Annotated in this window: 24 protein-coding genes; 7 read left to right on the forward strand and 17 right to left on the reverse strand. The window is 63.7% G+C overall.

Going from position 1 to position 24137, the window contains the following annotated elements; all coding sequences use genetic code 11:
* The first annotated feature begins 287 nt into the window (after positions 1 to 287).
* Together CGX12_RS12420 and CGX12_RS12425 are read left to right on the forward strand one after the other, a co-directional pair.
* Entirely contained in the window at positions 288 to 590 is a 303-nt protein-coding gene (locus CGX12_RS12420) for an acyl-CoA carboxylase biotin carboxyl carrier protein subunit (RefSeq protein WP_254918284.1), read from the forward strand.
* Entirely contained in the window at positions 583 to 1470 is an 888-nt protein-coding gene (locus CGX12_RS12425; protein ID WP_094040193.1) for a hydroxymethylglutaryl-CoA lyase, read from the forward strand. Before CGX12_RS12420 ends, CGX12_RS12425 begins: the two co-directional genes overlap by 8 nt.
* Positions 1471 to 1910: 440 nt before the next feature.
* Here CGX12_RS12425 and CGX12_RS12430 read toward each other — a convergent pair whose 3' ends face one another.
* Genes CGX12_RS12430 through CGX12_RS12440 form a run of 3 tightly spaced genes read right to left on the reverse strand, consistent with a single transcriptional unit; the run spans position 1911 to position 4737 of the window.
* Positions 1911 to 2912, reverse strand: a complete 1002-nt coding sequence (locus CGX12_RS12430; RefSeq protein ID WP_094040194.1) for a TRAP transporter substrate-binding protein — start codon at positions 2910 to 2912, stop codon at positions 1911 to 1913.
* A gap of 27 nt (positions 2913 to 2939) precedes the next feature.
* Positions 2940 to 4217 carry a TRAP transporter large permease gene (locus tag CGX12_RS12435; RefSeq protein ID WP_094040195.1) on the reverse strand — a complete coding sequence of 426 codons (1278 nt, stop codon included), beginning with the start codon at positions 4215 to 4217 and terminating at the stop codon, positions 2940 to 2942.
* 10 nt (positions 4218 to 4227) lie between these two features.
* Positions 4228 to 4737 carry a TRAP transporter small permease gene (locus tag CGX12_RS12440; RefSeq protein ID WP_198401750.1) on the reverse strand — a complete coding sequence of 170 codons (510 nt, stop codon included), beginning with the start codon at positions 4735 to 4737 and terminating at the stop codon, positions 4228 to 4230.
* A gap of 363 nt (positions 4738 to 5100) precedes the next feature.
* Between CGX12_RS12440 and CGX12_RS12445 the strand changes: the two genes are divergently transcribed.
* From CGX12_RS12445 to CGX12_RS12455, 3 genes are read left to right on the forward strand one after another with little or no spacing between them, the layout of a single operon-like run.
* Positions 5101 to 5622 (forward strand): gluconokinase, encoded by a 522-nt coding sequence (locus tag CGX12_RS12445; RefSeq protein WP_094040197.1) that lies wholly within the window; start codon positions 5101 to 5103, stop codon positions 5620 to 5622.
* On the forward strand, positions 5612 to 7423 hold the full coding sequence (edd, locus tag CGX12_RS12450; RefSeq protein WP_094040198.1) for a phosphogluconate dehydratase: 1812 nt from the start codon (positions 5612 to 5614) through the stop codon (positions 7421 to 7423). Before CGX12_RS12445 ends, edd begins: the two co-directional genes overlap by 11 nt.
* Before the next feature lie 3 nt (positions 7424 to 7426).
* A complete protein-coding gene (locus CGX12_RS12455) occupies positions 7427 to 8065 on the forward strand; it encodes a bifunctional 4-hydroxy-2-oxoglutarate aldolase/2-dehydro-3-deoxy-phosphogluconate aldolase (RefSeq protein WP_094040199.1) in 639 nt (212 codons plus the stop codon).
* A 177-nt stretch (positions 8066 to 8242) separates the two neighbouring features.
* On the opposite strand, the gene gntR is transcribed toward CGX12_RS12455, so the two are convergent.
* The 7 genes from gntR to CGX12_RS12490 form a co-directional block, all read right to left on the reverse strand.
* A complete protein-coding gene (gntR, locus tag CGX12_RS12460; protein WP_094040200.1) occupies positions 8243 to 9241 on the reverse strand; it encodes a gluconate operon transcriptional repressor GntR in 999 nt (332 codons plus the stop codon).
* Between the two features lie 143 nt (positions 9242 to 9384).
* Positions 9385 to 11004, reverse strand: a complete 1620-nt coding sequence (pgi, locus tag CGX12_RS12465) for a glucose-6-phosphate isomerase (protein WP_094040201.1) — start codon at positions 11002 to 11004, stop codon at positions 9385 to 9387.
* A 288-nt stretch (positions 11005 to 11292) separates the two neighbouring features.
* Entirely contained in the window at positions 11293 to 12231 is a 939-nt protein-coding gene (gene mdh, locus CGX12_RS12470; protein WP_094040202.1) for a malate dehydrogenase, read from the reverse strand.
* Between the two features lie 123 nt (positions 12232 to 12354).
* The gene (artM, locus tag CGX12_RS12475; RefSeq protein ID WP_094040203.1) at positions 12355 to 13032 is read right to left on the reverse strand and encodes an arginine ABC transporter permease ArtM; all 678 of its coding nucleotides are present in this window, start codon (positions 13030 to 13032) and stop codon (positions 12355 to 12357) included.
* Complete coding sequence (gene artQ / locus CGX12_RS12480; protein WP_094040204.1) at positions 13025 to 13672, reverse strand: arginine ABC transporter permease ArtQ; 648 nt, start codon at positions 13670 to 13672, stop codon at positions 13025 to 13027. The genes artM and artQ overlap by 8 nt, the downstream gene beginning before the upstream one ends.
* Position 13673: 1 nt before the next feature.
* Positions 13674 to 14414 carry a transporter substrate-binding domain-containing protein gene (locus CGX12_RS12485; RefSeq protein ID WP_094040205.1) on the reverse strand — a complete coding sequence of 247 codons (741 nt, stop codon included), beginning with the start codon at positions 14412 to 14414 and terminating at the stop codon, positions 13674 to 13676.
* 20 nt (positions 14415 to 14434) lie between these two features.
* The gene (locus CGX12_RS12490; RefSeq protein ID WP_094040206.1) at positions 14435 to 15172 is read right to left on the reverse strand and encodes an ATP-binding cassette domain-containing protein; all 738 of its coding nucleotides are present in this window, start codon (positions 15170 to 15172) and stop codon (positions 14435 to 14437) included.
* Between the two features lie 133 nt (positions 15173 to 15305).
* Here CGX12_RS12490 and argR point away from each other — a divergent pair, with 133 nt between their 5' ends.
* The gene (argR, locus tag CGX12_RS12495) at positions 15306 to 15806 is read left to right on the forward strand and encodes a transcriptional regulator ArgR (RefSeq protein ID WP_176442060.1); all 501 of its coding nucleotides are present in this window, start codon (positions 15306 to 15308) and stop codon (positions 15804 to 15806) included.
* Between the two features lie 212 nt (positions 15807 to 16018).
* Here the strand turns inward: argR and CGX12_RS12500 are convergent, their stop codons facing one another.
* The 6 genes from CGX12_RS12500 to CGX12_RS12525 form a co-directional block, all read right to left on the reverse strand.
* Entirely contained in the window at positions 16019 to 16930 is a 912-nt protein-coding gene (locus tag CGX12_RS12500) for a Dyp-type peroxidase (protein ID WP_094040207.1), read from the reverse strand.
* Positions 16931 to 17034: 104 nt separating this feature from the next.
* Entirely contained in the window at positions 17035 to 18099 is a 1065-nt protein-coding gene (locus tag CGX12_RS12505) for an ABC transporter ATP-binding protein (RefSeq protein WP_094040208.1), read from the reverse strand.
* A complete protein-coding gene (locus CGX12_RS12510; protein ID WP_094040209.1) occupies positions 18099 to 19721 on the reverse strand; it encodes an ABC transporter permease in 1623 nt (540 codons plus the stop codon). The genes CGX12_RS12505 and CGX12_RS12510 overlap by 1 nt, the downstream gene beginning before the upstream one ends.
* A gap of 36 nt (positions 19722 to 19757) precedes the next feature.
* Positions 19758 to 20771: a Fe(3+) ABC transporter substrate-binding protein gene (locus CGX12_RS12515; RefSeq protein ID WP_408645727.1), complete on the reverse strand. Its 1014-nt coding sequence runs from the start codon at positions 20769 to 20771 to the stop codon at positions 19758 to 19760.
* Between the two features lie 228 nt (positions 20772 to 20999).
* Positions 21000 to 22226: an ammonium transporter gene (locus tag CGX12_RS12520; RefSeq protein WP_198401914.1), complete on the reverse strand. Its 1227-nt coding sequence runs from the start codon at positions 22224 to 22226 to the stop codon at positions 21000 to 21002.
* Between the two features lie 15 nt (positions 22227 to 22241).
* The gene (locus CGX12_RS12525) at positions 22242 to 22580 is read right to left on the reverse strand and encodes a P-II family nitrogen regulator (protein WP_094040211.1); all 339 of its coding nucleotides are present in this window, start codon (positions 22578 to 22580) and stop codon (positions 22242 to 22244) included.
* A gap of 177 nt (positions 22581 to 22757) precedes the next feature.
* Here CGX12_RS12525 and arfB point away from each other — a divergent pair, with 177 nt between their 5' ends.
* A complete protein-coding gene (arfB, locus tag CGX12_RS12530) occupies positions 22758 to 23174 on the forward strand; it encodes an alternative ribosome rescue aminoacyl-tRNA hydrolase ArfB (protein WP_094040212.1) in 417 nt (138 codons plus the stop codon).
* Positions 23175 to 23315: 141 nt separating this feature from the next.
* On the opposite strand, the gene CGX12_RS12535 is transcribed toward arfB, so the two are convergent.
* Entirely contained in the window at positions 23316 to 23672 is a 357-nt protein-coding gene (locus CGX12_RS12535) for a YacL family protein (protein WP_094040213.1), read from the reverse strand.
* Positions 23673 to 24137: the final 465 nt, after the last annotated feature.

Consider the following 24137-nt stretch of genomic DNA (forward strand, 5'->3'; position numbering starts at 1 on the left):
CGCGGCGCGGGCCGGAGGCCGGGGGGGGGCGAGTGGGACGAAAGGGGAGGCCCCCCCCCGTGGCGGGCCCCGGGGGGGGTGGGGAGACCGGCCCACCCAGCGGGGAGGGGGGGGGGCGAGAGGGGGGGGGGCGGCGCGGGTGGGGGCTGGAGCCCGCCGCGGGGGGCGGTGGGGGGAAGTAGGGGCCCCTTTGCCACCCCCTCAGTCCCCGCCTCGACGGCGACCGGCTGCAGGCGGAACTGGATGGCGAGGCCCTGGCCTGCCATTGCGCCCGCCACGCCGACCAGTTGTGGCTGTTCCACCGGGGCGAGCGCCACGACCTGCGCCTGGCCCCGCTTGAGGTCGCCCGGCACCAGGCCGGGCATCAGGCCGGCCTCCGGGCGCCCATGCCCGGGATCATCGGCCAGTTGCGGGTGGCGGTGGGCGACACCGTCGTCGCCGGCCAGACCCTGCTGGTGCTGGAGGCGATGAAGATGGAGCACCCCCTGCGCGCCCCCGCCGCCGGAAGGGTGGCGGACATTTTCTGCCGGGAAGGCGACCAGGTAAGCGAAGGGGACGAACTGCTGCGGCTGGAGGGAGCGGATGGATAGGGTCAAGCTGGTGGAGGTGGGCCCGCGGGACGGGCTGCAGAACGAGGCCGTCCTGGTCCCCACCGAGATCAAGATAGCCCTGGTCGAGCGGCTGGCCGACTGCGGCCTGCGGCATATAGAGGCGGCCAGTTTCGTCTCGCCCAAGTGGGTGCCGCAAATGGCCGACGGCGCCGCCGTGCTGGCCGGGATCCGCCGCAAAGCCGGGGTGGTCTACTCGGCGCTCACCCCCAATCTCAGGGGGCTGGAGGCGGCCCTGGCCGCCGGCGCCGACGAGGTGGCGGTGTTCACCGCCGCCTCCGAGTCGTTCTGCCAGAAGAACATCAACTGCTCCATCGAGCAGAGCCTGGCGCGCTTCACGCCCGTGCTGGCCGAGGCCTGGGCCCGGCGGGTCCGGGTGCGGGGCTATGTGTCCACCGTGCTCGGTTGCCCCTACGAGGGCGACATCAGCCCCGATGCCGTGGCCCGGGTGGCGGGGGCCCTGTACCGGATGGGCTGTGCCGAGATTTCCCTCGGCGACACCATCGGCACCGGTACCCCTGGCAAGGCCAGGGCCATGCTGGCGGCGGTGCGCCGGGAGGTGCCGATAGAGCGGCTCGCCGCCCACTTCCACGACACCTACGGCCAGGCCCTGGCCAACCTCTACGCCGTGCTGGAAGAAGGGGTGCGCATCGTCGACTGCTCGGTGGCGGGCCTGGGCGGCTGCCCCTATGCCCGGGGCGCCTCCGGCAACCTGGCCAGTGAGGACCTGGTCTACCTGCTGCACGGGCTGGGCTTCAAAACGGGGGTGGATCTGGCCAGGCTGGTGGAAACGGGCCACTGGATAAGCCAGCAACTGGGGCGGGAAAACGGCTCCAAGGTGGGCCGGGCCATGAATGGTTAATCTGGCTGTTGTTTGCGGTAACCGTAGCAAAGAGACAACAGGGCGACCTCCGACGACACGCTGTGAATACCTCCCTGTACGCTCGCACATGCCATCCTTGGCATGTGACGGTCGGCGGAGGCCATCCCTGTTGTCTCTTTCAAGCCCCGACGCCGTCTGGGGATGGAGCCGTCAAGCAGCAGAGGGACTATGGGGAGGATACTGGGCCGACGCCATCAGGAGCATAAAGCACTTAAATAGCTGTTCCGAATAGTAAATCACTGTCGGCGGCGACTGGGTTCCGCTAAGCAGACCCTCCGCGCCAGGGATGGCGCGGCGGAGCCCCCAGGGATGGGTTCACGGCGAGTCTGCGTGCGGGGCCCAGTCGATGTAGCACTATTAGGATCAGTTATTTAAAAAGGCGCCCGCGGGCGCCTTCAAGGTACAGGATCAAGGCAGTATCAGCCGCGGATCTTCTGCAGTTCGGCCTGTACGTCGTCCCACAGCTGCTGGCCCACTTCCTTGGCGATGCCCTGGTTGACCTCGGTCAGGCGCTCGCGCATGCGATCCACCTGGGCCGCGTCCAGTTCATTCACTTCCATGCCCTTTTCCTTCAGCTCGGCCAGGGCCCAGGCGGCCTCTTCCCGGGTATCGCGACGCTCGAAGTCGCGGGAGGCCGCGGCGGCCTGCTCGAGCACCCGGCGCTCGTCGTCGGACAGCTTGTCCCAGAACTTCTTGCTCACCAGCACTATCCAGGGGCTGTAGACGTGGTTGGTCACGGTCAGGTACTTCTGCACCTCGTAGAACTTGCTGGAGAGGATGGTGTTGTAGGGGTTTTCCTGGCCGTCCACGGTGCGGGTTTCGAGCGCGGTAAACAGCTCGGAAAACGCCATGGGCACGGCGTTGGCGCCCAGCGCCTTGAAGCTGTCGAGGAAGACGTTGTTCTGCATCACCCGCAGGCGGATGCCGTCCATGTCTTCCAGGCTGGTCACCGGACGACGGCTGTTGGTCAGGTTGCGAAAGCCGTTTTCCCAGTAAACCAGGCCGACCAGCCCCTTCTCTTCCAGTTTTGCCATCACCTTCTCACCCACGGGGCCGTCGAGCACGGCGTCGGCTTCCTCGGCATTGTTGAACAGGAAGGGGGTATCCCAGATGGCCATTTCCGGCACTATGCCGACCAGGGTGGCGGTGGAGCCCACCATCATCTCCTGGGCGCCGCCCAGCAGGGCCTGCTGCATCTGCAGATCCGAGCCCAGGGTGGCGGCACCGAAGGCGCGCACCTTCATCTTGTCACCGGACAGCTTGCCCACCTCGGCGGCGAATTTCTGCACCGCCCGACCCTGGTTGGAGTCTTCGTTCAGACCATAGCCGAAACGGATCATCCGTGACTGAATGTCGGCCGCCATGGCGTTGGCGGACACCAGGCCGATCAGGCCGGACAGTACAAGTGCTTTCAGTTTCATAACACAAATCCCTATTGGTTGGTGAGGTCAGGACAGCCAGCTCAGTGGCCAGAGTACCAGCTGCGGGAACAGGATAAGCAGTGCCAGCAGCGTGAAATAGGCGACGATGAAAGGCATAACGCCCCGTACCACCGCTTCCATTTTCATGTTGCCCACGCCGGAGACCACGTTGAGCACAGTGCCCACCGGCGGGGTGATCAGTCCGATACAGCCGGACATGATGAAGATGAGACCGAAGTACACCGGGTGCACCCCGGCGGCGGCGGCCATGGGCGCCAGCACCGGCGCCAGGATCAGGATGGCGGGGGTGAGATCCATCACCATGCCGATCACCAGCAGGAACAGCACCACCAACGCCATAAACAGCATGGGGCTGCCCAGTACCGGCTCGAACAGGTCGATCAGCTGGCGCGGCAGATCCGCCAGGGTGATCATGTAGGAGGACGCCATGGCGGCACCGGCCAGGAACATCACCACGGACGTGGTCTTGGAGGCGTCGATCAGCACCTTGTATACCCCTTTCAGATCCAGCTCCCGGTACACCAGGGTGGTGATGATCAGGGCGTAGACCGCCGCCACCACCGCCGCCTCGGTGGGGGTGAAGATGCCGCCGCGCAGGCCGCCGACGATGATCACCGGCAGCAACAGGGCCCAGATGCTGCGGCGCATCACCCGGCCGCGCTCCTTCCAGCTGGCCTTTTCCTCCACCGGCAGCTCCTTGCCGCGCACTATCCAGCCCCAGGCGACGGCGATGGCCACCGCCATCATGATGCCGGGCGCGATACCCGCCAGGAACAGCTGGCTGATGGAGGTGTTGGTGGTCACCCCGTAGATGATAAAGGGCATGGACGGCGGAATGATGGGGCCGATGATGCCGCCGGAGGCGATCAGGCCGCCGCTGCTGCCGAGCGGGTAGCCCTGGCGGCGCATCATCGGCAGCAGCAGGGTGGCCAGGGCGGCGGTGTCGGCGATGGCCGAACCGCTCATGGAGGCCAGCAGCACAGAGGCGCCGATGGCCACGTAGCCCAGGCCGCCGCGCACATGACCGAAATAGACCCGGGCCAGGTCCACGATGCGGCGCGACAGGCCGCCGGCGGTCATCAGCTCGCCGGCCAGCACGAAGAAGGGCACCGCCAGCAGGGGGAAGTTGTCGAAGCCCGCCTGCACGTTCTGCGCCAGCAGCTGGGCGTCGAAGAAGTCGAGCTGGATCATCAGCGCCAGGGCGGTCAGCATCAGGGCGAAGGCGATGGGCACGCCGATGCTCATGGAGCTGAACAGAACCGCCAGGAAGATTGCGATGGACATGGGGTACTCCTTACTTGGCGGACTGGGTTGAGGCCGGCTCGCAACCGGCGGCGCGACGGCAGAACAGCTCCCGCGCCATCTCGCGCAGCAGCAGCACCGCCATGCAGGCGGCCATGGTGAAGACGGCGGCGGCGGCCAGCCCCAGGGGGTAGCCCAGCACCGGGCTGCGGCTGTCGATGCCCACCAGGATCTGGGCCCAGGCGCCCACCAGCAGGTGGTAGAGGGCCCATCCGATAAGGAGCCGGCTCAACCAGCGGCACAGTAACCTGGCCGGCGCCGGCAGCCGGTCCACCACCAGATCGAAGCGCAGGTGCTGGTTGTCGACCGTGGCCAGCACGGCGCCGATGCACACCAGCCAGACAAACAGCAGGCGGGACAACTCCTCGTAGCCGGCCAGGCCGGTGTTGAACAGATAACGCAGCACCACGTTCAGGAACACGGCACACACCATGCCGAACATGCTGACGGCCAGCATGGCCTCCGCCGCGCGGCGCAGCAGGGACACGGGTTTAGGGGACATCTCCGCCATGGCTTCTACTCCATTCCATTGCCTAGTGGGAAGTTACCAGTAACATGTTACGCGTAACCACAAAAAAGCACCAACCCCCAGGTGACGATAAAGTTAAAAAATGGGACAGGGCTCAAAAAAACGCAAATCATAAACGCTGTGTCGACAGCCGAAAATAAAACACAAGATACTGATTAAAAACAAATTACATTAAAATCGCTCTTGTTTTACCGGCATTGTCGACCGGTTCGCCTGTTGTTGTCATTGTGTGTCAGCTCACATTTTTAAAAGTTACTGGTAACATGTTACCCGTAACCTGATAGAGTGTATCTCATTCACCCCAGGGCAAGATTATCAGTAGGGACAGAGGTCAACATGACTGGAGAAAGCATCATAGTGATGGGCGTCACCGCCTGCGGCAAGTCGAGCGTGGGGGCCGCCCTGGCCCGGGCGCTGGGCGCCAAGTTTATCGACGGTGACGACCTGCACCCCAGGGCCAATATCCTCAAGATGGCCGAGGGCATACCGCTCGGCGACGAGGACAGGGCGCCCTGGCTGGAGCGGATCCGCGACGCCGTGTTCAGTATCCGCCAGAAAGGCGAAACCGGGATCATCGTCTGCTCCGCACTCAAGCGCGACTATCGCGACAGCATCCGCGCCGGCAACGATCGGGTGCGCTTTCTCTTTCTCGACGGCGACTTTTCGCTGATCCTGGCCCGGCTGCGCCGGCGCAACGGCCACTTTATGCCCGAGTCCCTGCTGCAGAACCAGTTCGAGGTGCTGGAACGCCCCGGCGCCGACGAGCCCGACGTCACCTTCATCAGCATCGACGGCGACTTCGACGACGTGGTCAACCGCGCCCTCGCCGCCATCAAGGGAGAAGCCCATGTCAACTGAACTCCACTCCGTCGTCCGCCGGGTCACCGACCGCATCCTCGAGCGCAGCCGGGCGGTACGCGAAGACTACCTGGCCCGGATGCAGGCCCAGGCCGAACAGGGCAAACACAGGGCCAGCCTCAGTTGCGGCAATCTGGCCCACGCGGTGGCCGCCTGCGGCCCGGAGCAGAAACAGCGCATCCTCGACCTGACCAGCGCCAACGTCGCCATCGTCAGCGCCTACAACGACATGCTGTCGGCGCACCAGCCCTATGCCGGCTACCCGGAGCAGCTCAAGCGGGTGCTGGCGAAGCAGGGCCACAGCGCCCAGGTGGCCGGCGGCGTGCCGGCCATGTGCGACGGCGTCACCCAGGGCCAGCCGGGCATGGACATGTCGCTGTTTTCCCGCGACGTCATCGCCCAGGCCACCGCCCTGTCGCTCAGCCACAACACCTTCGACGCCACCCTTCTGCTCGGCATCTGCGACAAGATAGCCCCGGGCCAGTTGATCGGCGCCCTCAGCTTCGGCCACCTGCCCACCGCCTTCGTGCCCGCCGGCCCCATGGCCACCGGCATCAGCAACGACGAAAAGGTCAAGGTACGCCAGCAATACGCCGCCGGTGAAGTGGGCAAGGAAGCGCTGCTGGAGATGGAGTGCAACGCCTACCACTCCCCCGGCACCTGCACCTTCTACGGCACCGCCAACACCAACCAGCTGGTGTTCGAGGCCATGGGCCTGATGCTGCCCGGCTCCGCCTTCGTGCACCCGCACTCGGCCCTGCGCCGGGCGCTGACCGAACACGCCGCCCTGCGCCTCGCCGGCCAGATCCAGGGCAGCGGCCACTACCGGTCGCTTGCCGAGGTGGTGGACGAAAAGGGCCTGGTCAACGGCCTGATCGCCCTGCTCGCCTCCGGCGGCAGCACCAACCACACCCTGCACATGGTGGCGGTGGCGCGGGCCGCGGGCCTGGTGCTGAGCTGGGACGATTTCAGCGATCTCTCCGAGGTGGTGCCCCTGCTGGCCCGGGTCTACCCCAACGGCCCGGCGGACATCAACGCCTTCCAGCAGGCGGGCGGCGTGCCCCTGCTGCTGCACAAGCTGGCCGAACGCGGCCTGCTGCACAGGGACGCCACCCCCATGTTCGGCCGGCTCGAGGACTATTTCCGCCAGCCGATGCTGGCAGGGGAGCAACTGGCCTGGCAAGCGGTGCCGGAAACCCGGGATCCGGCGGTGATCCCGCCCCAGGACACGGTGTTCAGCGTCAGCGGCGGCCTGCGGGTGCTGGACGGCAACCTGGGCCGGGGGGTGATCAAGGTCAGCGCCGTGGCGCCCGAGCACCAGCTCATCACCGCCCCCGCCGCCCTGTTCAGCAGCCAGCATGCGGTTGAGCGCGCCTACCAGAACGGCGAGCTCAACCGGGATGTCATAGTAGTGGTGCACCACAACGGGCCGGGCGCCAACGGCATGCCCGAGCTGCACATGCTGATGCCCATCCTCGGCAATATCCAGAAGGCCGGCTTCAAGGTGGCCCTGGTCACCGACGGCCGCCTGTCCGGCGCCTCGGGCAAGATCCCGGCGGCCATCCATATCACCCCGGAAGCCGCCAAGGGCGGCCCCCTGGGCCGGCTGCGCGACGGTGATATCATCACCCTGGACGCCGCCAGCGGCCGGCTGTTCACCGAGGCCGCGCTCGAGCAGCGCAGCCCGCTGCAACCGGACTTGACCGGCGAGCAGAGCGGCCTGGGCCGCGAGCTGTTCGCCCTGTTCCGCCGCCAGGTTTCCAGTGCGGAAACCGGCGCCTCTATCTTTTATCAGGAGTAACCCATGAGCTGGACCCTATCCCCCGCCGACGTCTTTTCCGCCTCCCCCGTGGTTCCGGTGATGGTGGTGGAAGACGCCGCCGATGCCGTGCCCCTGGCCAAGGCCCTGGCTGCCGGCGGCATCACGGTGTTTGAAGTGACCCTGCGCTCGGCCGCGGCGCTGGACGCCATCCGCGCCATCGCCCGCGAGCTGCCCGAGGCCCTGGTGGGCGCCGGCACCGTGCTCAACGTGGCGCAATACGACGCCGCCGTGGCCGCCGGCGCCAAATTCGTGATCACCCCCGGCTTCACCCCGGCCCTGCTCAAGCACGCCAAGGCCGGCCCGGTGCCGCTGATGCCCGGCATCGCCACCCCCTCCGAGGCCATGCAGGCACTGGAGCTGGGCTACACCCACCTCAAGTTCTTCCCGGCGGAAATCAACGGCGGCGCCAAGGCGCTGAAGGCCCTGGCCGGCCCCCTGCCCCAACTGCGCTTCTGCCCCACCGGCGGTGTCAGCGCCGCCAATGCCAGGGACTACCTGGCGGTGAAGTCGGTGATGACGGTGGGCGGCTCCTGGATGCTGCCGGCGGAGCTGGTCGCCGCCAAGGACTGGGACGGCATCACCCGCCTGGCCGCGGACGCGGTGGCGGCGGTAAAAGGCTGAAAGCCGGAAGTACATCGCTTGTAGGGTCGAATTTATTCGACCGAATCATAGCGGCACTGCGGGAATGGCCCATTGAAATGGGCCCTACGGCACTGGAAGCTAAATGACGTTAAAAGCCGCTTCGGGTTGGAAGCGGCTTTTTAATTTCTTCCGGCTTAAAGCTTCAGGCTTCCGGCTTCACAGGCTTTCTCCCAGCTTCAGTTCGAAGCCCAGATCCAGGGTGCGCTCACCGATGGGCTCGCCGCGCAGCCGGGCCAGCAGCCGCTCGGCGGCGACCTGCCCCATGGCCTTGCGCGGGGTGATCACGCTGGCCAGCCTGGGCACTATCGCCTGGCCGATATCGTGGCCGTGGAAGCCGGCCACGCCGATCCGCCCCGGCACCGCTATGCCCCGGCGCTGGCACTCGAAGATGGCGCCCACCGCCAGATCGTCGTTGGTGCAGAAGATGCCGTCCAGCTCCGGGTATTTGTCCAGTGCCTCGGCCAGCAGATCCGCCCCCAGGGAATAGGAAGAGGCACGTTCGGTCAGCAGCGAGCGCGGCATCAGGCCGTGCAGCTGCATGGCGGCGGCGTAGCCCTGTTGGCGCTGCAGGGTGCGCACGTCCTGGCGGGCGCCGAGGTAGACGATATGGCGATAACCACGAGCTATCATCGCCTCCACCATGGCCCGGGCGGCGGCGATGTTGTCGATACCCACCGCCTGCTCGATGCAGGAAGAGCACACATCCATGATCTCCACCACCGGCACCCCGGCGGTCTGGATCATCTTGAGGGTACGGGCGGTATGGTAGCTCTCGGACAGGATAAGGCCGTCCACGTTGTAGGACAGCAGCGAGGCGATGCGCTCCTCCTCCACCTTGGCGCTGTAGCCGTAGTGGGCCAGCATGGTCTGATAGCCGGCCGCCTCGGTCACCTGCTCGATGCCGCGCAGCACCTCGGCGAACACCTGGTTGGTCAGCGAGGGCAGCAGCACGCCGATGGCGTGGCTCTTGGCGTTGGAAAGGATGTCCGGCGCCCGGTTGCGGATATAACCGAGCTCGTCCAGGGCCAGGGCTATCTTCTCGCCGGCGGCGGCGGACACCTGGGCCGGATCCTTGAGGTAGCGGCTGACCGTCATCTTGGTCACCCCGACCCGGTCGGCCACGTCCTGCAGTGTGGGTCTTTTCTTCTTGGTCATATAAATGCAAAAAGCCTGTGATGTTACAGGTAACATAACAGGCTTTGCGTGGGGAAGGAAGCTAGAAGCTAGAAGCTAGAAGCTAGAAGCTAGAAGCTAGCAGTTTATTCTTCCCGCTTCCGGCCTCAAGCTTCCGGCTCCCCTCAGGCCCAGTCTTTCAGCTGGGCCAGCAGGCTGCGGGTCGAGGCATCCAGGCTGCTGGTGTCGCCGTCGCCGGTGATGCAGGGCAGCAGCACGCTGGCCTGCTTCTTGCCGAGCTCCACGCCCCACTGATCGAAGCTGAAGATATTCCAGATCGCGCCCTGCACGAAGATCTTGTGTTCGTAGAGGGCGATCAGCGCCCCCAGGGTGTGGGGCGTTACCTTGGGCAGCAGCAGGGTGTTGGAAGGCGAATTGCCCTTGTGCACCTTGAAGGGAATAAGCTCCGGCTGCTCGCCCTGCGCGCGCAGCTCCTGCTCGGACTGGCCGAAGGCCAGGGCCCGGCTCTGGGCCAGGCAGTTGGCGATAAGCTTGGCATGGTGATCGCCCAGGGGGTAATGGCTCTGGGCCGGCATAATGAAGTCCGCCGGGATCAGGTGGGTCCCCTGGTGCAGCAGCTGGTAGAAGGAATGCTGGCCGTTGGTGCCCGGCTCCCCCCAGACGATGGGCGAGGTGTGATAGCCGACCGGTTGGCCGTTGCGATCCACCGACTTGCCGTTGGACTCCATCACCGCCTGCTGCAGGTAGGCGGGCAGCCGGTGCAGGCACTGGTCGTAGGGCAGTATCGCCTCGGAAGGGGCGTTGAGGAAGTTGCGGTACCAGATGCCGAGCAGCCCCAGCAGCACCGGCATGTTGGCCTCCAGCGGCGCCGTCTTAAAGTGTTGATCCATCTCCCAGGCGCCGGACAACAGCTGCTCGAAACCCTCGAAGCCGATGGCCAGGGCTACCGGCAGGCCGATGGCGGACCACAGGGAGAAGCGGCCGCCCACCCATTCCCAGAAGGCGAACATGTTGGCGGTGTCGATGCCGAACTCGGCCACCTTGGCGGCATTGGTGGACAAGGCCACGAAGTGCTTGGCGGTGGCGGAGGTGTCCCCGGCCGCCGCCAGCAGCCATTCCCGGGCGCTGAAGGCGTTGGTCATGGTCTCCTGGGTGGTGAAGGTCTTGGAGGCGACGATAAACAGGGTGGTGGCCGGGTCCAGCCCTTGCAGGGTCTGGGCCAGGTGGGCGCCATCCACGTTGGACACGAAGTGCAGCCGCAGCTCGCCATGGTAGGGCTTGAGCGCCTCGCTCACCATGTAAGGGCCGAGATCCGAGCCGCCGATGCCGATGTTGACCACGTCACGAATGGGCCGGCCGTCGAAACCGGTCCAGCCGCCGCCGCGCACCGCGGCGCAGAACGCCTTCATCTGCGCCAGCACCGCCCGCACCTGGGGCATGACGTCGGTGCCGTCGGCCAGGGGCATGGGCTCCTCGGCCCGGTTGCGCAGCGCCATGTGGAATACCGCCCGGTTTTCGGTGCGGTTGATGGTCTCGCCGGCGAACAGCGCCTTGATGTTGTCGCGCAGCCCGGTCTCCTCGGCCAGGGCCAGCAGGGCGCCCAGCACCTTATCGTCGATCAGGTTCTTGGAAAAATCGAGTTTGAGGCACTGTGCCAGCTCCAGGCTGTAGCGGCGCGCCCGCTCCGGATCCTCGGCGAACAGGGTGGAAAGGGTGCGCTCGGTTTGCGCCAGCTCGCCAAGCTGCTGCCAGGCCCGGGTATCGAGGGGGTTCACTGAGTTCATAGCATTACCTGCGGAAAGTGGAGTCATAAAGTTAGAAGAAGCAAAGCGGTTACCCAAACCGGCGGCGCTGCACTGTCGGCATGGGTAACGGCTCGGTGCTCGGCCCGAAGGCTGAATCGAGTCAGCTACAATAAAAAGCAAAGCGCCAGATTGCAATTGCCTTGCGTCGATTACTTGCTTCGACACGCAAAAAAAGAGAAATAGGGATAGTGCCACCGTTCAAATCAGGTTGCCTGAACGCAAAAAGGGAGCCGAAGCTCCCTTTTGGTGTCAGACGGTACCGTCGCCTTACTGGTTGACGAACTCGACGCCTTTCTCGATATCGCCGCGCAGGGTTTCCAGCATGCCATCCATCGCGGCCTGCTCGTAAGCGCTGACCGCGCCGTAGGGCAGCACCTTCTCCACGCCGTTCTTGCCAAGCAGCACCGGCTGGGCGAAGAACTGGGCGTGCTCGCTGCCGCCGTCCACATAGGTGCATTCCACCACGTTGGCTTCACCCTGCATGGCCTTGACCAGGGACAGGGCGAAACGGCAGGCAGCCTGGCCCATGGACAGGGTGGCGGAACCGCCACCGGCCTTGGCTTCCACCACTTCGGTACCGGCGTTCTGGATGCGGTAGGTCAGCTTTTCGATTTCCTCGTCGGAGAAGGACACGCCTTCCACCTGGGACAGCAGCGGCAGTATGGTCACGCCGCTGTGGCCGCCGATCACCGGCACCTTGACCTGGGTCACGTCCAGGCCCTTGGCTTCGGCCACGAAGGTTTCGGCCCGGATCACGTCCAGGGTGGTGATGCCGAACAGCTTGTTCTTGTCGTACACGCCGGCCTTCTTCAGCACTTCGGCGGCGATCGGCACAGTGGTGTTCACCGGGTTGGTGATGATGCCGATGCAGGCCTGGGGACAGGCGGCGGCGGCTTTTTCGATCAGGTTCTTGACGATACCGGCGTTCACGTTGAACAGGTCGGCCCTGTCCATGCCCGGCTTGCGGGCCACACCGGCGGAGATCAGCACGATGTCGGCGCCTTCCAGGGCGGGAGAGGGATCCTCGCCGCTGAAGCCCACCACCTTCACCGGGGTGGGGATGTGGCTCAGATCGGCGGCAACGCCGGGAGTCACGGGGGCGATATCGTACAGGCTTAAATCAGAACCGGCGGGCAGGTGGTTTTTCAACAGCAGGGCCAGAGCTTGACCGATACCACCGGCGGCTCCGAGTACGGCAACTTTCATAGCTGAACTCCGTTTATTATTGAGTAGTTATACGTTTCCTTGGGCCTTAGCAACATAGCGAAAGCGCCGGGGAAAGACAATGCCCGGGGGGCACCGAAATCCGGTTCTGTGAACCAGGCCGGCTCACCCCTGGGCCTGGAACACCAGCGCCCGCTTTTCCAGCCGCCGGAACAACCAGGTGAGCAGACCGTTCAGTCCCAGGTAGATGGCCCCGGCCAGGCCGAACACCGTCAGGGTGTCGTAGGTCTGGCCGTTGAGCCGCTGGGCCAGGCCCATGATGTCCATGATGGTGATGGTACTGGCCAGGGAGCTGCCCTTGAGCACCAGCACCACCTCGTTGGAGTAGGCCGGTATCACCCGCCGGCCGGCATGGCGCAGCTTGACGCTGAGCGTCTGCCAGGCGTTCATGCCGAGCGCCTGGCAGGCCAGGGTTTCGCCCTTGGGCACGGCATCCAGCGCGCCCTTGAACAGCCGGCAGGTGTAGGCGCCGGCGTTCATGCCGAGCGCCAGTATGGCACAGAACATCGGCTCGCGCAGATAGCTCCAGGCCCAGCTGTTTTTCACCCAGTCGAACTGGGCCGGGCCGTAGTACACCAAAAAGATCTGCACCAGCAGCGGGGTGCCGGTCAGCAGCAACAGGTAGCCTTCCGCCAGTTGCGCCAGCAGGGGTACCCTGCGATCCAGGATCCAGGTCAGCCCCAGGGCGATCACCAGTCCCAGCAGCAGGCCGCAAAAGGTGATGATCAAGGTGATCTCCACCCCCTGCAGCAGCACGGGCAGATAGTCGAGCCACTTAGTCATAGCGGGTTACCCTCCCCTGCAGGCGTTTCAGCCCCTGCTGGCTGAGCACGGTGATCGCCAGGTAAATCAGGGCGGCGATGCCGTACCAGGTGAACGGCTGGTAGGTGCTGGCCGCCACCGACTTGGCCTGGTACATAAGATCGTGCACCCCGATCAGCGACACCAGGGCGGTGTCCTTCAGCAGGATCAGCCACTGGTTGCCCAGCCCCGGCAGGGCGTGGCGCCAGGTCTGGGGCAGCACGATACGAAAGAAGGTGTAAAGCGGCGGCAGCCCCAGCGCCTGGGCCGCCTGGCGTTGTCCCCGGGGCACGGCGTTCAGGGCCCCGCGCAGGGTCTGGGCGGCGTAGGCGGCGAACAGCAGCGACAGCGCCGTTACCCCGCACCAGAAGGGGCTGAACTCCAGGTACCGGCCGGTGAGCAGGAACAACAGGTGGGTGGAGCCGAAATAGATGAAGAACACCACCAGTATCTCGGGCAGGCCGCGCAGCACTGTGGTGAACGCGGATGCCGGCCAGCGCAGCAACGCCGACCGGCTCATCTCGGCCCCGCACAACAGCACGGCCAGCACCAGGCCGGCCGCCAGGGACACCAATGCCAGCCCCAGGGTCATCAGGGCGGCATTAAACAGATGGGTCATCATCTCAGTGCGGGAAGTACTTTTGGTAGAGGCTCTCGTAGGTACCGTTGGCCTTGAGCTCGGCCAGGCCCTGGTTCAGCTTGTCGAGCAGCTCCTGGTTGCCCTTGGTCACGGCGATGCCGAAACCGGTGCCGAAGTAGTTCTCGTCGGTGATCAGGTCACCCACCACCTCGTAGCCCTCGGTCTTGCCCAGCCACTCGCCCACCACGGCGGTATCGGCGAACACCGCTTCCAGCCGGCCGTTGGTCATGTCCAGCAGCGCGTCCTGCACGCTCTGGTAGGGCCGGGACTTGAGCCCCTCGCCTTCCAGCTTGTCCTGGATGTATTTCTGGTGGGAGGTGCCGTTCTGCACGCCCACGGTCTGGCTCAACAGCTCGTCCAGGCTGTCGAACTTGCCTTGCGGCGCCACGAACACTGCGGAGTTTTCGTAGTAGATGTCACTGAAGTCCACCTCCTGGGCCCGCTCCGGGGTCACGTCCATGGCGGCGATGGCGGCATGGTAACGACGGAACTTGAGGCTGGGGATCAGGCTGTCGAAGGCCTGGTTGTGGAAGCTGCACTCAAGCTCGGCCACGGCGCACAGGGCCTTGGCCAGATCGATGTCGAAGCCCTGCATTTCGTTGTTTTCGTCCACGAACTCGAACGGCGGATAGGCGGCGTTGGTCACGAACTTCACTTCTTCCGCCTGGGCGGCGGTGGCGCCAAGGGAAGCCAGCAGAGCCAGGGACAACAGGGATTTTTTCATGGTCACGTCCTTAATCACAATCAGTGGGTCAGAAATTCCGCCAGACGCCTGGTCTGGGGATGGTCGAGCAGGGAGGCATCACCGTATTCCACCAGCCGCCCCTGCTCCAGGTAGGCCACCCGGGTCGCCACCCGGCGGGCGAAGCCGACTTCATGGGTGACGATCACCTGGGTAATGCCGGTTTTTCCCAGTTGCAGGATGATCTCCGCCACCTCCTTGGTGATCTCCGGATCCAGTGCCGCCGTGGGTTCGTCAAACAGCAGCACCTCGGGATTCATCATCAGGGCGCGGGCGATGGCCACCCGCTGCTGCTGGCCGCCGGACAGGGAGCCGGGCCAGGCCTGGCGCTTGTCGGCCAGCTTGAGCTGGCCCAGCAGCTCGCCCACCTTGTCCCGGGCCCTGGCCTTGTCCATGCCCAGCACCTTGAGCGGGGCCTCCAGCAGGTTCTGCTCCACCGTCAGGTGCGGCCACAGATGGTACTGCTGGAACACCATGCCCACCTTGCAGCGCAGCGCTTGCGCCCGCTTCTGCAGCTTGCCCGGGTGGGGATCGGGAAAGGAAAACTGCTCACCCGCTATGGTCAGGGTGCCGGCATCCGGAATATCCAGCAGGTTCAGCAGCCGCAGCAGAGAACTTTTTCCTGCTCCGCTGGGCCCGAGCAGAACCAACGTCTCTCCGGCATCGCATTTAAGCGAAACCTGGCTTAGAATTTCCTGACCAGCCCAGGACTTGCAAATGCCGCTGAATTCAATGCCCATGCGCTATGTTCACATCCTCTGTCAGAGTGTTCGGCTGATTTTATTTTACATTACTGTTAATGCAAGCTGATTTTGCATCTTTATGCAAAATAAATGACTATTCCTTGATAAAAACCCGCCACGGATAGACAATATGTCCCATTCAACCACCCTCAGTCGACTGCAAAAGATGAACGAAAAGCAAGAACAACTGATCAAGGCCTTCAAGGCCCTGCTCAAGGAAGAGCGCTTCGGCTCCCAGGCGGAAATCGTGAGCGCACTGCAGGATCTGGGATTCGACAATATCAACCAGTCCAAGGTGTCCCGCATGCTCAGCAAGTTCGGAGCCGTGCGCACCCGCAACGCCAAGATGGAAATGGTGTATTGCCTGCCGGTCGAACTCGGGGTTCCCACCTCCAGCAGCCAGCTGAAGAACCTGGTGCTGGACGTGGATCACAACAGCGCCCTTATCGTGATCCACACCAGCCCCGGCGCGGCCCAGCTGATCGCCCGCATGCTCGACTCCCTGGGCAAGGCGGAAGGCATTCTCGGCACCATCGCCGGCGACGACACCATCTTCATCACCCCCACCAAGGACACTCCGATAGAAACCCTGTTCCAGAGTGTACTGGACCTGTTCGAACAATACGTCTGACGCCTGCGGCGAGCTGGAAGCTGGAAGCTGGAAGCTGGAAGCTGGAAGCTGGAAGCTGGAAGCTGGAAGCTGGAAGCTGGAAGTAAATGGTAAAGGCTGCGGACTCCTTGCCAAGGGTGCGCAGCCTTTTTAGTTGGTTGATTCCTTCACGGCATCAACCAATGGCTCGAGCGGCTTAACGCTGATGGCTTCCCGCTTCCCGCATATGAGGGTTACTCCCCTTGCCTTTCCAGCCACTCTTGCGACGGGGCGAAAAACGCCGAGCCGGTTTCGGCCTGGGTGAACAGCATCAGGTGATCGAAGTGCCCCGCCCCGTCGGCCTGGAACATGCTGTCCAGCATACGGGTAAAGTGCAGCGGGGTGTTACAGCAGGAAATGAACACCAGGCCCTGCTCGGCGGCCGAGCCCCAGGGCATGCTCTGGCGCAGAATCTCCATGCTGTTGCCCGCCCCGTCCTTCAGGCTGGTGCGCTTGGTGTGGGCGGTGAGCGGCTTCTTGTCCGAGTCGTACTCGATGTTCTCGACCTTGGTGCGCCCGTACACATCTTCCTGGGACTGCACCGACAATCGCTGCCACTTGGCCATATTGTGCCGGTAGTGCTGCACATGGACATAGCTGCCGCCGGCGAAGGGGCCCTCGGCCACCAGCGCCACCTCGGCCCTGTGCTCGCCCTGGGGGTTTTCGGTGCCATCGACAAAGCCGGTAAAATCGCGGCTGTCCAGGTAGCGGAAGCCCTGGCGCTCGTACTTGAGTTCCGCCTTGTCGGCCAGCAGGGCCATCAATCGCTGCACGGCGATATGGAGCACGTCCAGCCGATCGGCGCGCGATTGAAAGAAGAGATCGAAGGGCGTTTCGGGCGCGACCCGCTTGCCTTCCTGCTGGGCCGGGAAGGGCGCCAGCTCGCTCGGACGGGCCCGGGGATAGAGCCCGTCCCAGGCCCTGTCACCCACCGCCACCAGACCGGAGAAATGGGCATCCGGATAGCCCTGGGTCAGTTCGCGCCACAGGGCCGGCACCTCGGCCAGGGCGGCGCGCACCGCCGCCTGACACCCGGGCAGGATGTCGAACATCAGGTAATAAGCGTGAAGATTGGGTTCGGCGCAAACGCCGGCTTGTGCTGTCATCGCCTGCTCTCTCGGTGATTGGTCATGGCCCAGTATAACCGGAAAAACAGGGACTTGGGACTCGGGGAGCCCAGTCCCGAGTCCCTGATCCCAAATCCCCGTTTCTAGGCCACGGCGCGCTGGCCCTGCTGGCTGTCGGGAAAAAAGGTCAGGGCATGGGGCACCACGCTCACGCTGACCTGGCTCACCGCCGGTAGGGGTTCGTTGATGCTCACTTCCAGCTGCAGCCCCTGACAATCCACCAGGCAGCGGGTGTGGGCACCGAGGAACTGCTGCTCCAGCACCCGGCCATTGCCCTGCTCGGTGAGCGACAGCTGGATCTGACGGGGCCGCAGCAGCAACTGGCCGTGAGTACCGAGCCCGGCGTTGAGTGCCGCCTGGCTGGTGATGGGCCCCATGGCGGTCATCAGGGTACGGCTGTCGAGCACGGTGGCGGGCACATAGTTGGCCTGCCCCAGGAAATCGGCCACGAACCGGCTCTGGGGATGCTGATACAGGGCCTGGGGCCGCCCCACCTGCTCGATATGGCCGGCGCGGAACAGGGCCAACTGGTCGGAAAAGGCGAAGGCCTCTTCCTTGCTGTGGGTCACGAAGATGGCGCTGATCCCCTGCCCCTTGAGCAGGGAGCGGATCTCGCCGATAAGGCGCATCCGCACCTGGGTATCGATATTGGAGAAGGGCTCGTCCAGCAGCATCAGGCCGGGCTGGCAGATCAGCGCCCGGGCGATGGCCACCCGCTGCTGCTGGCCGCCGGAGAGCTGGTGCGGATAGCGTTCGCCCAGCTCCGCCAGGTTGACCAGCTCCAGCGCCTCCGCCACCCGGGCCTTGATGCGCGCCTTGTTCCTTTCCTTGCTCTGCAGGCCGAAAGCCACGTTACTGGCCACATTCAGGTGCGGGAACAGGGCGTAGTCCTGGAAGATCATGCCGATATTGCGCTCTTCCGGCACCACCGCCACGCCCGCGCCGTTCATCTGCCGGCCATGGATATGGATCTCTCCCCGAGTCACCGGCAGCAGCCCGGCCACCGCCTTCAGCAGGGTGGTCTTGCCGCAGCCGCTGGCCCCCAGCAGGCACATGATCTCGTTCTCAGCCACCGACAGGGAGAGGTTATCCAGTATGGGTTTGCCGTTGTAGCTACAGCGAATGCCGTTTACATCCAATGCCGCCATCAGTGATGCTGCTCCAATGATCGGTTCAAGAAAATCAGCGGGACCAGGCCTACCAGCACTATCACAATGGCGGGCAGGGCCCCCCGTTCAAGCTGCTCGTCGGACACGAACTGGTATACGTAGGTCGCCAGCGTCTGGAAATTGAAGGGCCGCAGCAACAGCGCCGCCGGCAATTCCTTCATGCACTCGATAAACACCAGCAGGGCACCGGCCAGCATACCCTTGCGGATCAGCGGCATGTGCACCTTCATGATCATGGCGCCGGGGCCGTAGCCCATGGTCTGGGTCACCATGTCGAGGGAAGGCGACACCTTGTTGATGCTGCTTTCCACCGCGCCCACCGCCATGGCGCCGAAACGCACCAGGTAGCCGAAGGCGATGGCGGTCATGGTGCCGGTCAGCACCAGACCGGGCTCGGAGAGCCCCAGCCAGAGGGCCAGGTCGTTGATGGCGAAATCGAGGGTGGTCAGCGGCACCAGCACACCGATGGCCAGCACGGTGCCGGGCAGGGCGTAGCCCATGGAGGCCAGCCGCATTGGCAGCACCGTATAGGTCTTGCCCTTCAGGCGATGGGTCATGCCCAGCAGCAGCGCCATCATCAGCGCAATGGTCGCCACCAGGCCCGACAGCAGCAGGCTGTTGATGCTGTATTCGAAGAAGCGGGCGTTCCAGGCCTGGTCGAAATACTGCGCCGCATGGTAACAGAGGATCACGAAGGGCAGCAGGAAACCGAGCAGCACCAGCCCCCAGCAGAACAGCAGAGCCGCCAGCCGGGGGAAGCCGGTCAGTCGGTAGCCGGTTTCCTGCTCGTGCTCCATGGTTTTCTGGAACACCTGCTGGCGCTTGCGGCTCACTCGCTCCAGGCTGAGCAGTACCATCACCACCAGCAGCATCATGGCCGCTATCTTGGCGGCGGCGTTGAGGCTGCCATAGCCCAGCCAGGTGTCGTACACCGCCGTGGTCAGGGTATTGACTGCAAAGAAGTGCACGGTGCCAAAGTCGGCCAGGGTTTCCATCGCCACCAGCGACAACCCCACGGCGATGGAGGGACGCGCCAGGGGCAGACTGACCCGTTTGAAACTCTGCCAGGGGGTGCAACCCAGCAGCCGGCTGGACTGGATCAGGCTGGTGGATTGTTCAAGGAAGGCGGTGCGAGCCAGCAGGTAGACATAGGGGTAGAGCACCAGCCCCAGCACCAGGACGGCGCCGCCCAGGCTACGGATGGGCGGAAAATAATAATCGGCGGCGGATTGCCAGCCGAACCAGGCGCGCAGGCTCTGCTGTACCGGGCCGGAGAAATCGAGCAGGTCGGTATAAACGAAGGCGACGATATAGGAGGGCATGGCCAGGGGCAGGATCAGCGCCCATTGCAGCCAGCGTTTGCCGGGCAGTTCGCACATGGCCATCAGCCAGGCGGCGGGAACCCCGCAGATCAGGCTGAAGCCCAGTACCAGCAGCACCAGCCAGAAGGTATTGTTGATATAAACGGGCAGCACGGTGCGCCACAGGTGCCGGAAGATATCCTCCGCGGGCAACAGTGCTTCCACGATCAACGCCAAAATAGGCAAGGTCAGCAGCAGGGCCATGGCCCAACTGCCGACCGTCCAACCAAGTCTTTTCATCTACCACTCAAAACAGGGGAACGGGCCCCCGTCTTTTTACAGATCGTATTGGACTTCGTCCATCAATTGGATGGCTTCTTTCGCATGTTTTGCGACGTCGGTCAGCGGCAGTTCGTCTGCCTTGAACTCACCCCAGCTCTTCACCAGCTCTGAAGGCTCCACGCCCGGCTTTACCGGATGCTCATGGTTGGCGGAGGCGTACAGGTGCTGGGCCTGATCCCCGGCCAGGTATTCCATCAGCTTGACCGCCGCATCCTTGTTCTTGGCATGCTTGGTCAGGGCCACGGCGGATATATTCACGTGGGTGCCGCGATCGGCCTGGTTGGGGAAATTGACCACGGCGGCCTCGGCCCAGTCACGCTGGGTGTCGTCGTTGAGCATGGCGCCGTAGTAGTAGCTGTTGCCCAGGGCATAGTCGCACACGCCGTCACGGATGGCCTTGACCTGATCCCGGTCGCCACCCTGGGGTTTCTGCGCCAGGTTGGCCTTGAGGCCCTCGAGCCACTGCTTGGTGTATTCGGTGCCGTGCTCGGCGATCATGGAGGCGGTCAGGCCGATGTTGTAGGCGTGCTTGCCGCTGCGGGTACAGACCTTGCCCTTGTACTTGGGATCGGCCAGCTCTTCATAGGTGATGTCGGTCTTGCCCACCCGCTCGGCGGAACTGTAGACCACGCGGGCACGGGTGGTCAGGGCGAACCACTTGCCATCCGGATCCCGGTACTGGGCCGGAATGTTCTGCTCCAGTACCTCGCTCTGTACCGATTGGGTCAGGTCCTTGTCCACCACCTCCATCAGGCGGCTGATGTCCACGGTCAGCACCAGGTCCGCCGGCGACAGGCGACCTTCCCGCTCCAGGCGCTCACCCAGACCGTCGGGGATGTTGACCAGGTTGACCTTGATACCGGTTTCCTTGGTGAACTCGTCGACGATGGGCTTGATCAGGAAGTCCTGACGGTTGGAGTAGACGTTGACTTCTTCGGCAAAGGCCTGGGCGGTAAAGCTGGATACCAGCAGGGCGGCGGCAGACAGGAACAACTTGTTTGACATCATCCAGATTCCATTTGGTTGAGTGAGAATAATTAACGTTCAGCAGTATAACCGGGTCCGCATGGGAATCAACACTCAAACCACATCTAAATAATAAAAATTTTCATCTGCAATAAGGTTCTCCATCAGTGCCGATTTTTCCTTGCGCCAGATCAAAGCCGCGCAACAAAAAAAGGGAGACCCAGGGGTCTCCCAAAACCAGGCTCGGCAGCCTCGTCAAGTCGTTGAAAATCAGTTCTGCTTCACGGTCACGAACTCGGGGTAGGCATCGATGCCGCAGTCGATCATGTCCATGCCGGACATCTCTTCCTCTTCGGTCACGCGGATACCCATCACCTGCTTGAGCACATACCACACCAGCAGGCTGGCGCAGAATACCCAGGCGCCGATAACCACTATGCCGACCATCTGGGCCCACAGGGAGGCGTCCTCGTTCGCCACCGGCACCAGCAGCAGGCCGAAGATGCCGCACACGCCGTGCACCGAGATGGCACCCACGGGGTCGTCGATACGCAGCTTGTCCAGGCTGACGATGGCATAGACCACCAGCACGCCGGCCAGCAGGCCGATACAGGCCGCCCACAGGTGGCCGGGAGACAGCGGGTCGGCGGTAATGGCCACCAGGCCGGCCAGGGCGCCGTTGAGGATCATGGTCAGATCCGCCTTGCCCCAGGTCATCTTGGTGACGAAGAGGGCGCCGATGGCACCGGCGGCGGCGGCGGCATTGGTGTTGACGAAGATCTTGGCCACGGCGGTGGCGTTTTCCACGTCGGACACCAGCAACTGGGAACCGCCGTTGAAGCCGAACCAGCCCATCCACAGGATAAAGGTACCCAGGGTCGCCAGCGGCATGTTGGAACCGGGGATGGGGTGGATTTCACCGTTCTTGCCGTATTTGCCTTTACGGGCACCCAGCAGCAGCACCCCGGCCAGGGCGGCGGCGGCACCGGCCATGTGCACTATGCCGGAGCCGGCGAAGTCGGTGAAGCCCCATTCGGACAGGAAGCCGCCACCCCAGGTCCAGTAACCTTCCAGCGGATAGATAAAGCCGGTCAGTACCACGCAGAAGGCGAGGAAGGCCCACAGCTTCATGCGCTCGGCCACGGCACCGGAAACGATGGACATGGCGGTGGCCACGAACACCACCTGGAAGAAGAAATCGGATTCCAGGGCATGGTCGGCATCGGCGTCGGCGGAGCCGATCAGGCCACCCAGGCTCGGCAGCCAGCCACCTTCGGCGTTGTCCACGTACATGATGTGGTAGCCCACCAGCAGGTACATGGTACAGGCGATGGCGAACAGCAGTATGTTCTTGGTCAGGATTTCGGTGGTGTTCTTGGCCCGGACCAGGCCCGCCTCCAGCATGGCGAAGCCCGCCGCCATCCACATCACCAGCACGCCGGACATCAGGAAATAAAAGGTGTCCAGGGCAAACTTCATTTCGGTCAATGCATCCATCATGCGTTCCCTCGCTTAAATCGCTTCTACATCGCGCTCGCCGGTGCGGATCCGCACGGTTTGCAGCAGGTCAAATACAAAAATCTTGCCGTCGCCGATCTTGCCGGTGTAGGCGGTTTCCGAGATGGCCTCGATCACCCGCTCCACCTGATCGGACTGGGTCGCGATTTCCAGCTTGATCTTGGGCAGGAAATCCACGGTATACTCGGCGCCCCGGTAAAGCTCGGTGTGCCCTTTCTGGCGGCCAAATCCCTTTACTTCCGACACCGTCATGCCGTCGATGCCCACTTCAGCCAGGGCCGAACGTACGTCATCGAGTTTGAACGGTTTGATAATGGCGCAGATCATCTTCATGGCTAGCTCCGTGTTGTAAGCCTGTGACCCTTAGCTATAAACAATCTCTGTGCCAACTTTTTTATTTGTTGTTTTTCATATAGTTATAATATGAAGGCTGGTCCCAACCAGGGGCTGAATGTTATCTTGGTGCAGGCTTGAACAGGAAGGCACCAAAATGGTGCGTCGGAGAAAGGCATGTTGGAAATATCGGCCCGGGTGCATATCCCCGAGCGCGAGCTGGAGTTCCTGACCATGAGGGCCGGCGGCCCCGGCGGCCAGCACGTGAATAAAACCGACTCGGCGGTACAGCTGCGCTTCGACTATGCCAATAGTCCAAGTTTGCCCGACAGTTACAAGCAGGCGCTGGCGGCGATGAAGGATCACCGCATACTGTCGTCGGGCTGGATACTGATCCGCTGCGATACCGATCGCAGCCAGCTGATGAACAAGGAAACCGCCAAAGCCGCCCTGGTGGCGCTGTTGCAGCAGGCAGGCCGCCCCATCAAGGTGCGCCGGGCCACCAAACCGGGCAAGGCCGCCAGGGCCCGGCGGGTGGACAGCAAGACCCACAGGGGAAAAATCAAGAGCGGCAGGGGGAAGATCAAGCTGTAAGCGGGAAGCCTGATGCGGGAAGCTGCCCGAGCCGGCTGAGGTTTATATGTTGTGCCTGTGGCCTGGGCAGACAGAAAAAGACTCGGTCGAAGCCTGATCCACAGCCAACATCGGGCAGCTTCAAGCGTCCAGCCTACCGCTTCAAGCTTTAATAAACGCCCGCCACTGGATGAGCACCCGAGCCAGATCGTCCAGGCCGCAGCCGGCGAACAGCTCGTCGTCGTAGTAAGCCATGCCCTCTTCCAGTTCATCGTTGGCGAAGGCCAGGGTATGGGCGGCGAGTTCGGCCTCGTCCCGACCAAGAAACAAGCTGAACTCGGCATAGACTTTCCTGAACTCCTCCCGCAGGCCGCCTTCCAGCTCATGGATCATCCCGAGCAGCGCCTCGGCCTCGGCCGGAGTCACCTCGTCGGTCAACCACTGGCCGAAGGCCTCGTGGCCCATGGAAAAACGCGCCCGGCAGGTCCCGTTCAGATCCCGGAAAAATTCAAAGTCCATAACCACCTCATCAGTCATCAGGGACCGGATTCTACTCCCTCACGCCGGTTCGCGACAGCCACCCGGAAAAAGCCAAGCGCCCCCGGAGCGCAGGCGGCTCGCCTGCCTTCCCGCGCTGCGGGAACCTCCATATCTGAAAGCAACACCTTGGCCACGGGTACAACGCCCATGCGGACGGGCCGCTCGTGCTCCAATATGATGCAGCATTCGAGTGGGTCTGAAAGAAAAAACCGGGCGCACCAAAAAGCCAGCCCGAGGGCTGGCTTTGGTTCAGCGTGTTCCGAGGAGGCGTTTAGATGGCCTGTTGGAAGATCACGGTGTCGGCCTTCTGCACGTAGCTGTCCAGCTCGTCGAAGTTCAGGTAGCGGTAGGTGTCCGCCGCCGTGGCGTTCAGCTCCTGGGCGTACTCCAGGTACTCCGCCACCGTCGGCAGCTTGCCGTGGATCGCCGCCACCGCCGCCAGCT

The organism is Zobellella denitrificans (assembly GCF_002237365.1).
Classification (GTDB): Bacteria; Pseudomonadota; Gammaproteobacteria; order Enterobacterales; family Aeromonadaceae; genus Oceanimonas; species Oceanimonas denitrificans.

Excerpts from the sequence above, each read along its gene's own strand:
- CGX12_RS12430 (WP_094040194.1), bottom strand. The coding sequence starts at position 2,912 with ATGAAACTGAAAGCACTTGTACTGTCCGGCCTGATCGGCCTGGTGTCC.
- artM (WP_094040203.1), bottom strand. The coding sequence starts at position 13,032 with ATGACTAAGTGGCTCGACTATCTGCCCGTGCTGCTGCAGGGGGTGGAG.
- mdh (WP_094040202.1), bottom strand. The coding sequence starts at position 12,231 with ATGAAAGTTGCCGTACTCGGAGCCGCCGGTGGTATCGGTCAAGCTCTG.
- CGX12_RS12515 (WP_408645727.1), bottom strand. The coding sequence starts at position 20,771 with ATGATGTCAAACAAGTTGTTCCTGTCTGCCGCCGCCCTGCTGGTATCC.
- artQ (WP_094040204.1), bottom strand. The coding sequence starts at position 13,672 with ATGATGACCCATCTGTTTAATGCCGCCCTGATGACCCTGGGGCTGGCA.
- CGX12_RS12520 (WP_198401914.1), bottom strand. The coding sequence starts at position 22,226 with ATGGATGCATTGACCGAAATGAAGTTTGCCCTGGACACCTTTTATTTC.
- CGX12_RS12500 (WP_094040207.1), bottom strand. The coding sequence starts at position 16,930 with ATGACAGCACAAGCCGGCGTTTGCGCCGAACCCAATCTTCACGCTTAT.
- CGX12_RS12535 (WP_094040213.1), bottom strand. The coding sequence starts at position 23,672 with ATGGACTTTGAATTTTTCCGGGATCTGAACGGGACCTGCCGGGCGCGT.
- CGX12_RS12435 (WP_094040195.1), bottom strand. The coding sequence starts at position 4,217 with ATGTCCATCGCAATCTTCCTGGCGGTTCTGTTCAGCTCCATGAGCATC.
- CGX12_RS12485 (WP_094040205.1), bottom strand. The coding sequence starts at position 14,414 with ATGAAAAAATCCCTGTTGTCCCTGGCTCTGCTGGCTTCCCTTGGCGCC.
- CGX12_RS12505 (WP_094040208.1), bottom strand. The coding sequence starts at position 18,099 with ATGGCGGCATTGGATGTAAACGGCATTCGCTGTAGCTACAACGGCAAA.
- CGX12_RS12525 (WP_094040211.1), bottom strand. The coding sequence starts at position 22,580 with ATGAAGATGATCTGCGCCATTATCAAACCGTTCAAACTCGATGACGTA.
- argR (WP_176442060.1), top strand. The coding sequence starts at position 15,306 with ATGTCCCATTCAACCACCCTCAGTCGACTGCAAAAGATGAACGAAAAG.
- gntR (WP_094040200.1), bottom strand. The coding sequence starts at position 9,241 with ATGACCAAGAAGAAAAGACCCACACTGCAGGACGTGGCCGACCGGGTC.
- pgi (WP_094040201.1), bottom strand. The coding sequence starts at position 11,004 with ATGAACTCAGTGAACCCCCTCGATACCCGGGCCTGGCAGCAGCTTGGC.
- CGX12_RS12445 (WP_094040197.1), top strand. The coding sequence starts at position 5,101 with ATGACTGGAGAAAGCATCATAGTGATGGGCGTCACCGCCTGCGGCAAG.
- CGX12_RS12490 (WP_094040206.1), bottom strand. The coding sequence starts at position 15,172 with ATGGGCATTGAATTCAGCGGCATTTGCAAGTCCTGGGCTGGTCAGGAA.
- CGX12_RS12425 (WP_094040193.1), top strand. The coding sequence starts at position 583 with ATGGATAGGGTCAAGCTGGTGGAGGTGGGCCCGCGGGACGGGCTGCAG.
- CGX12_RS12510 (WP_094040209.1), bottom strand. The coding sequence starts at position 19,721 with ATGAAAAGACTTGGTTGGACGGTCGGCAGTTGGGCCATGGCCCTGCTG.
- CGX12_RS12455 (WP_094040199.1), top strand. The coding sequence starts at position 7,427 with ATGAGCTGGACCCTATCCCCCGCCGACGTCTTTTCCGCCTCCCCCGTG.
- arfB (WP_094040212.1), top strand. The coding sequence starts at position 22,758 with ATGTTGGAAATATCGGCCCGGGTGCATATCCCCGAGCGCGAGCTGGAG.
- CGX12_RS12440 (WP_198401750.1), bottom strand. The coding sequence starts at position 4,737 with ATGTCCCCTAAACCCGTGTCCCTGCTGCGCCGCGCGGCGGAGGCCATG.
- edd (WP_094040198.1), top strand. The coding sequence starts at position 5,612 with ATGTCAACTGAACTCCACTCCGTCGTCCGCCGGGTCACCGACCGCATC.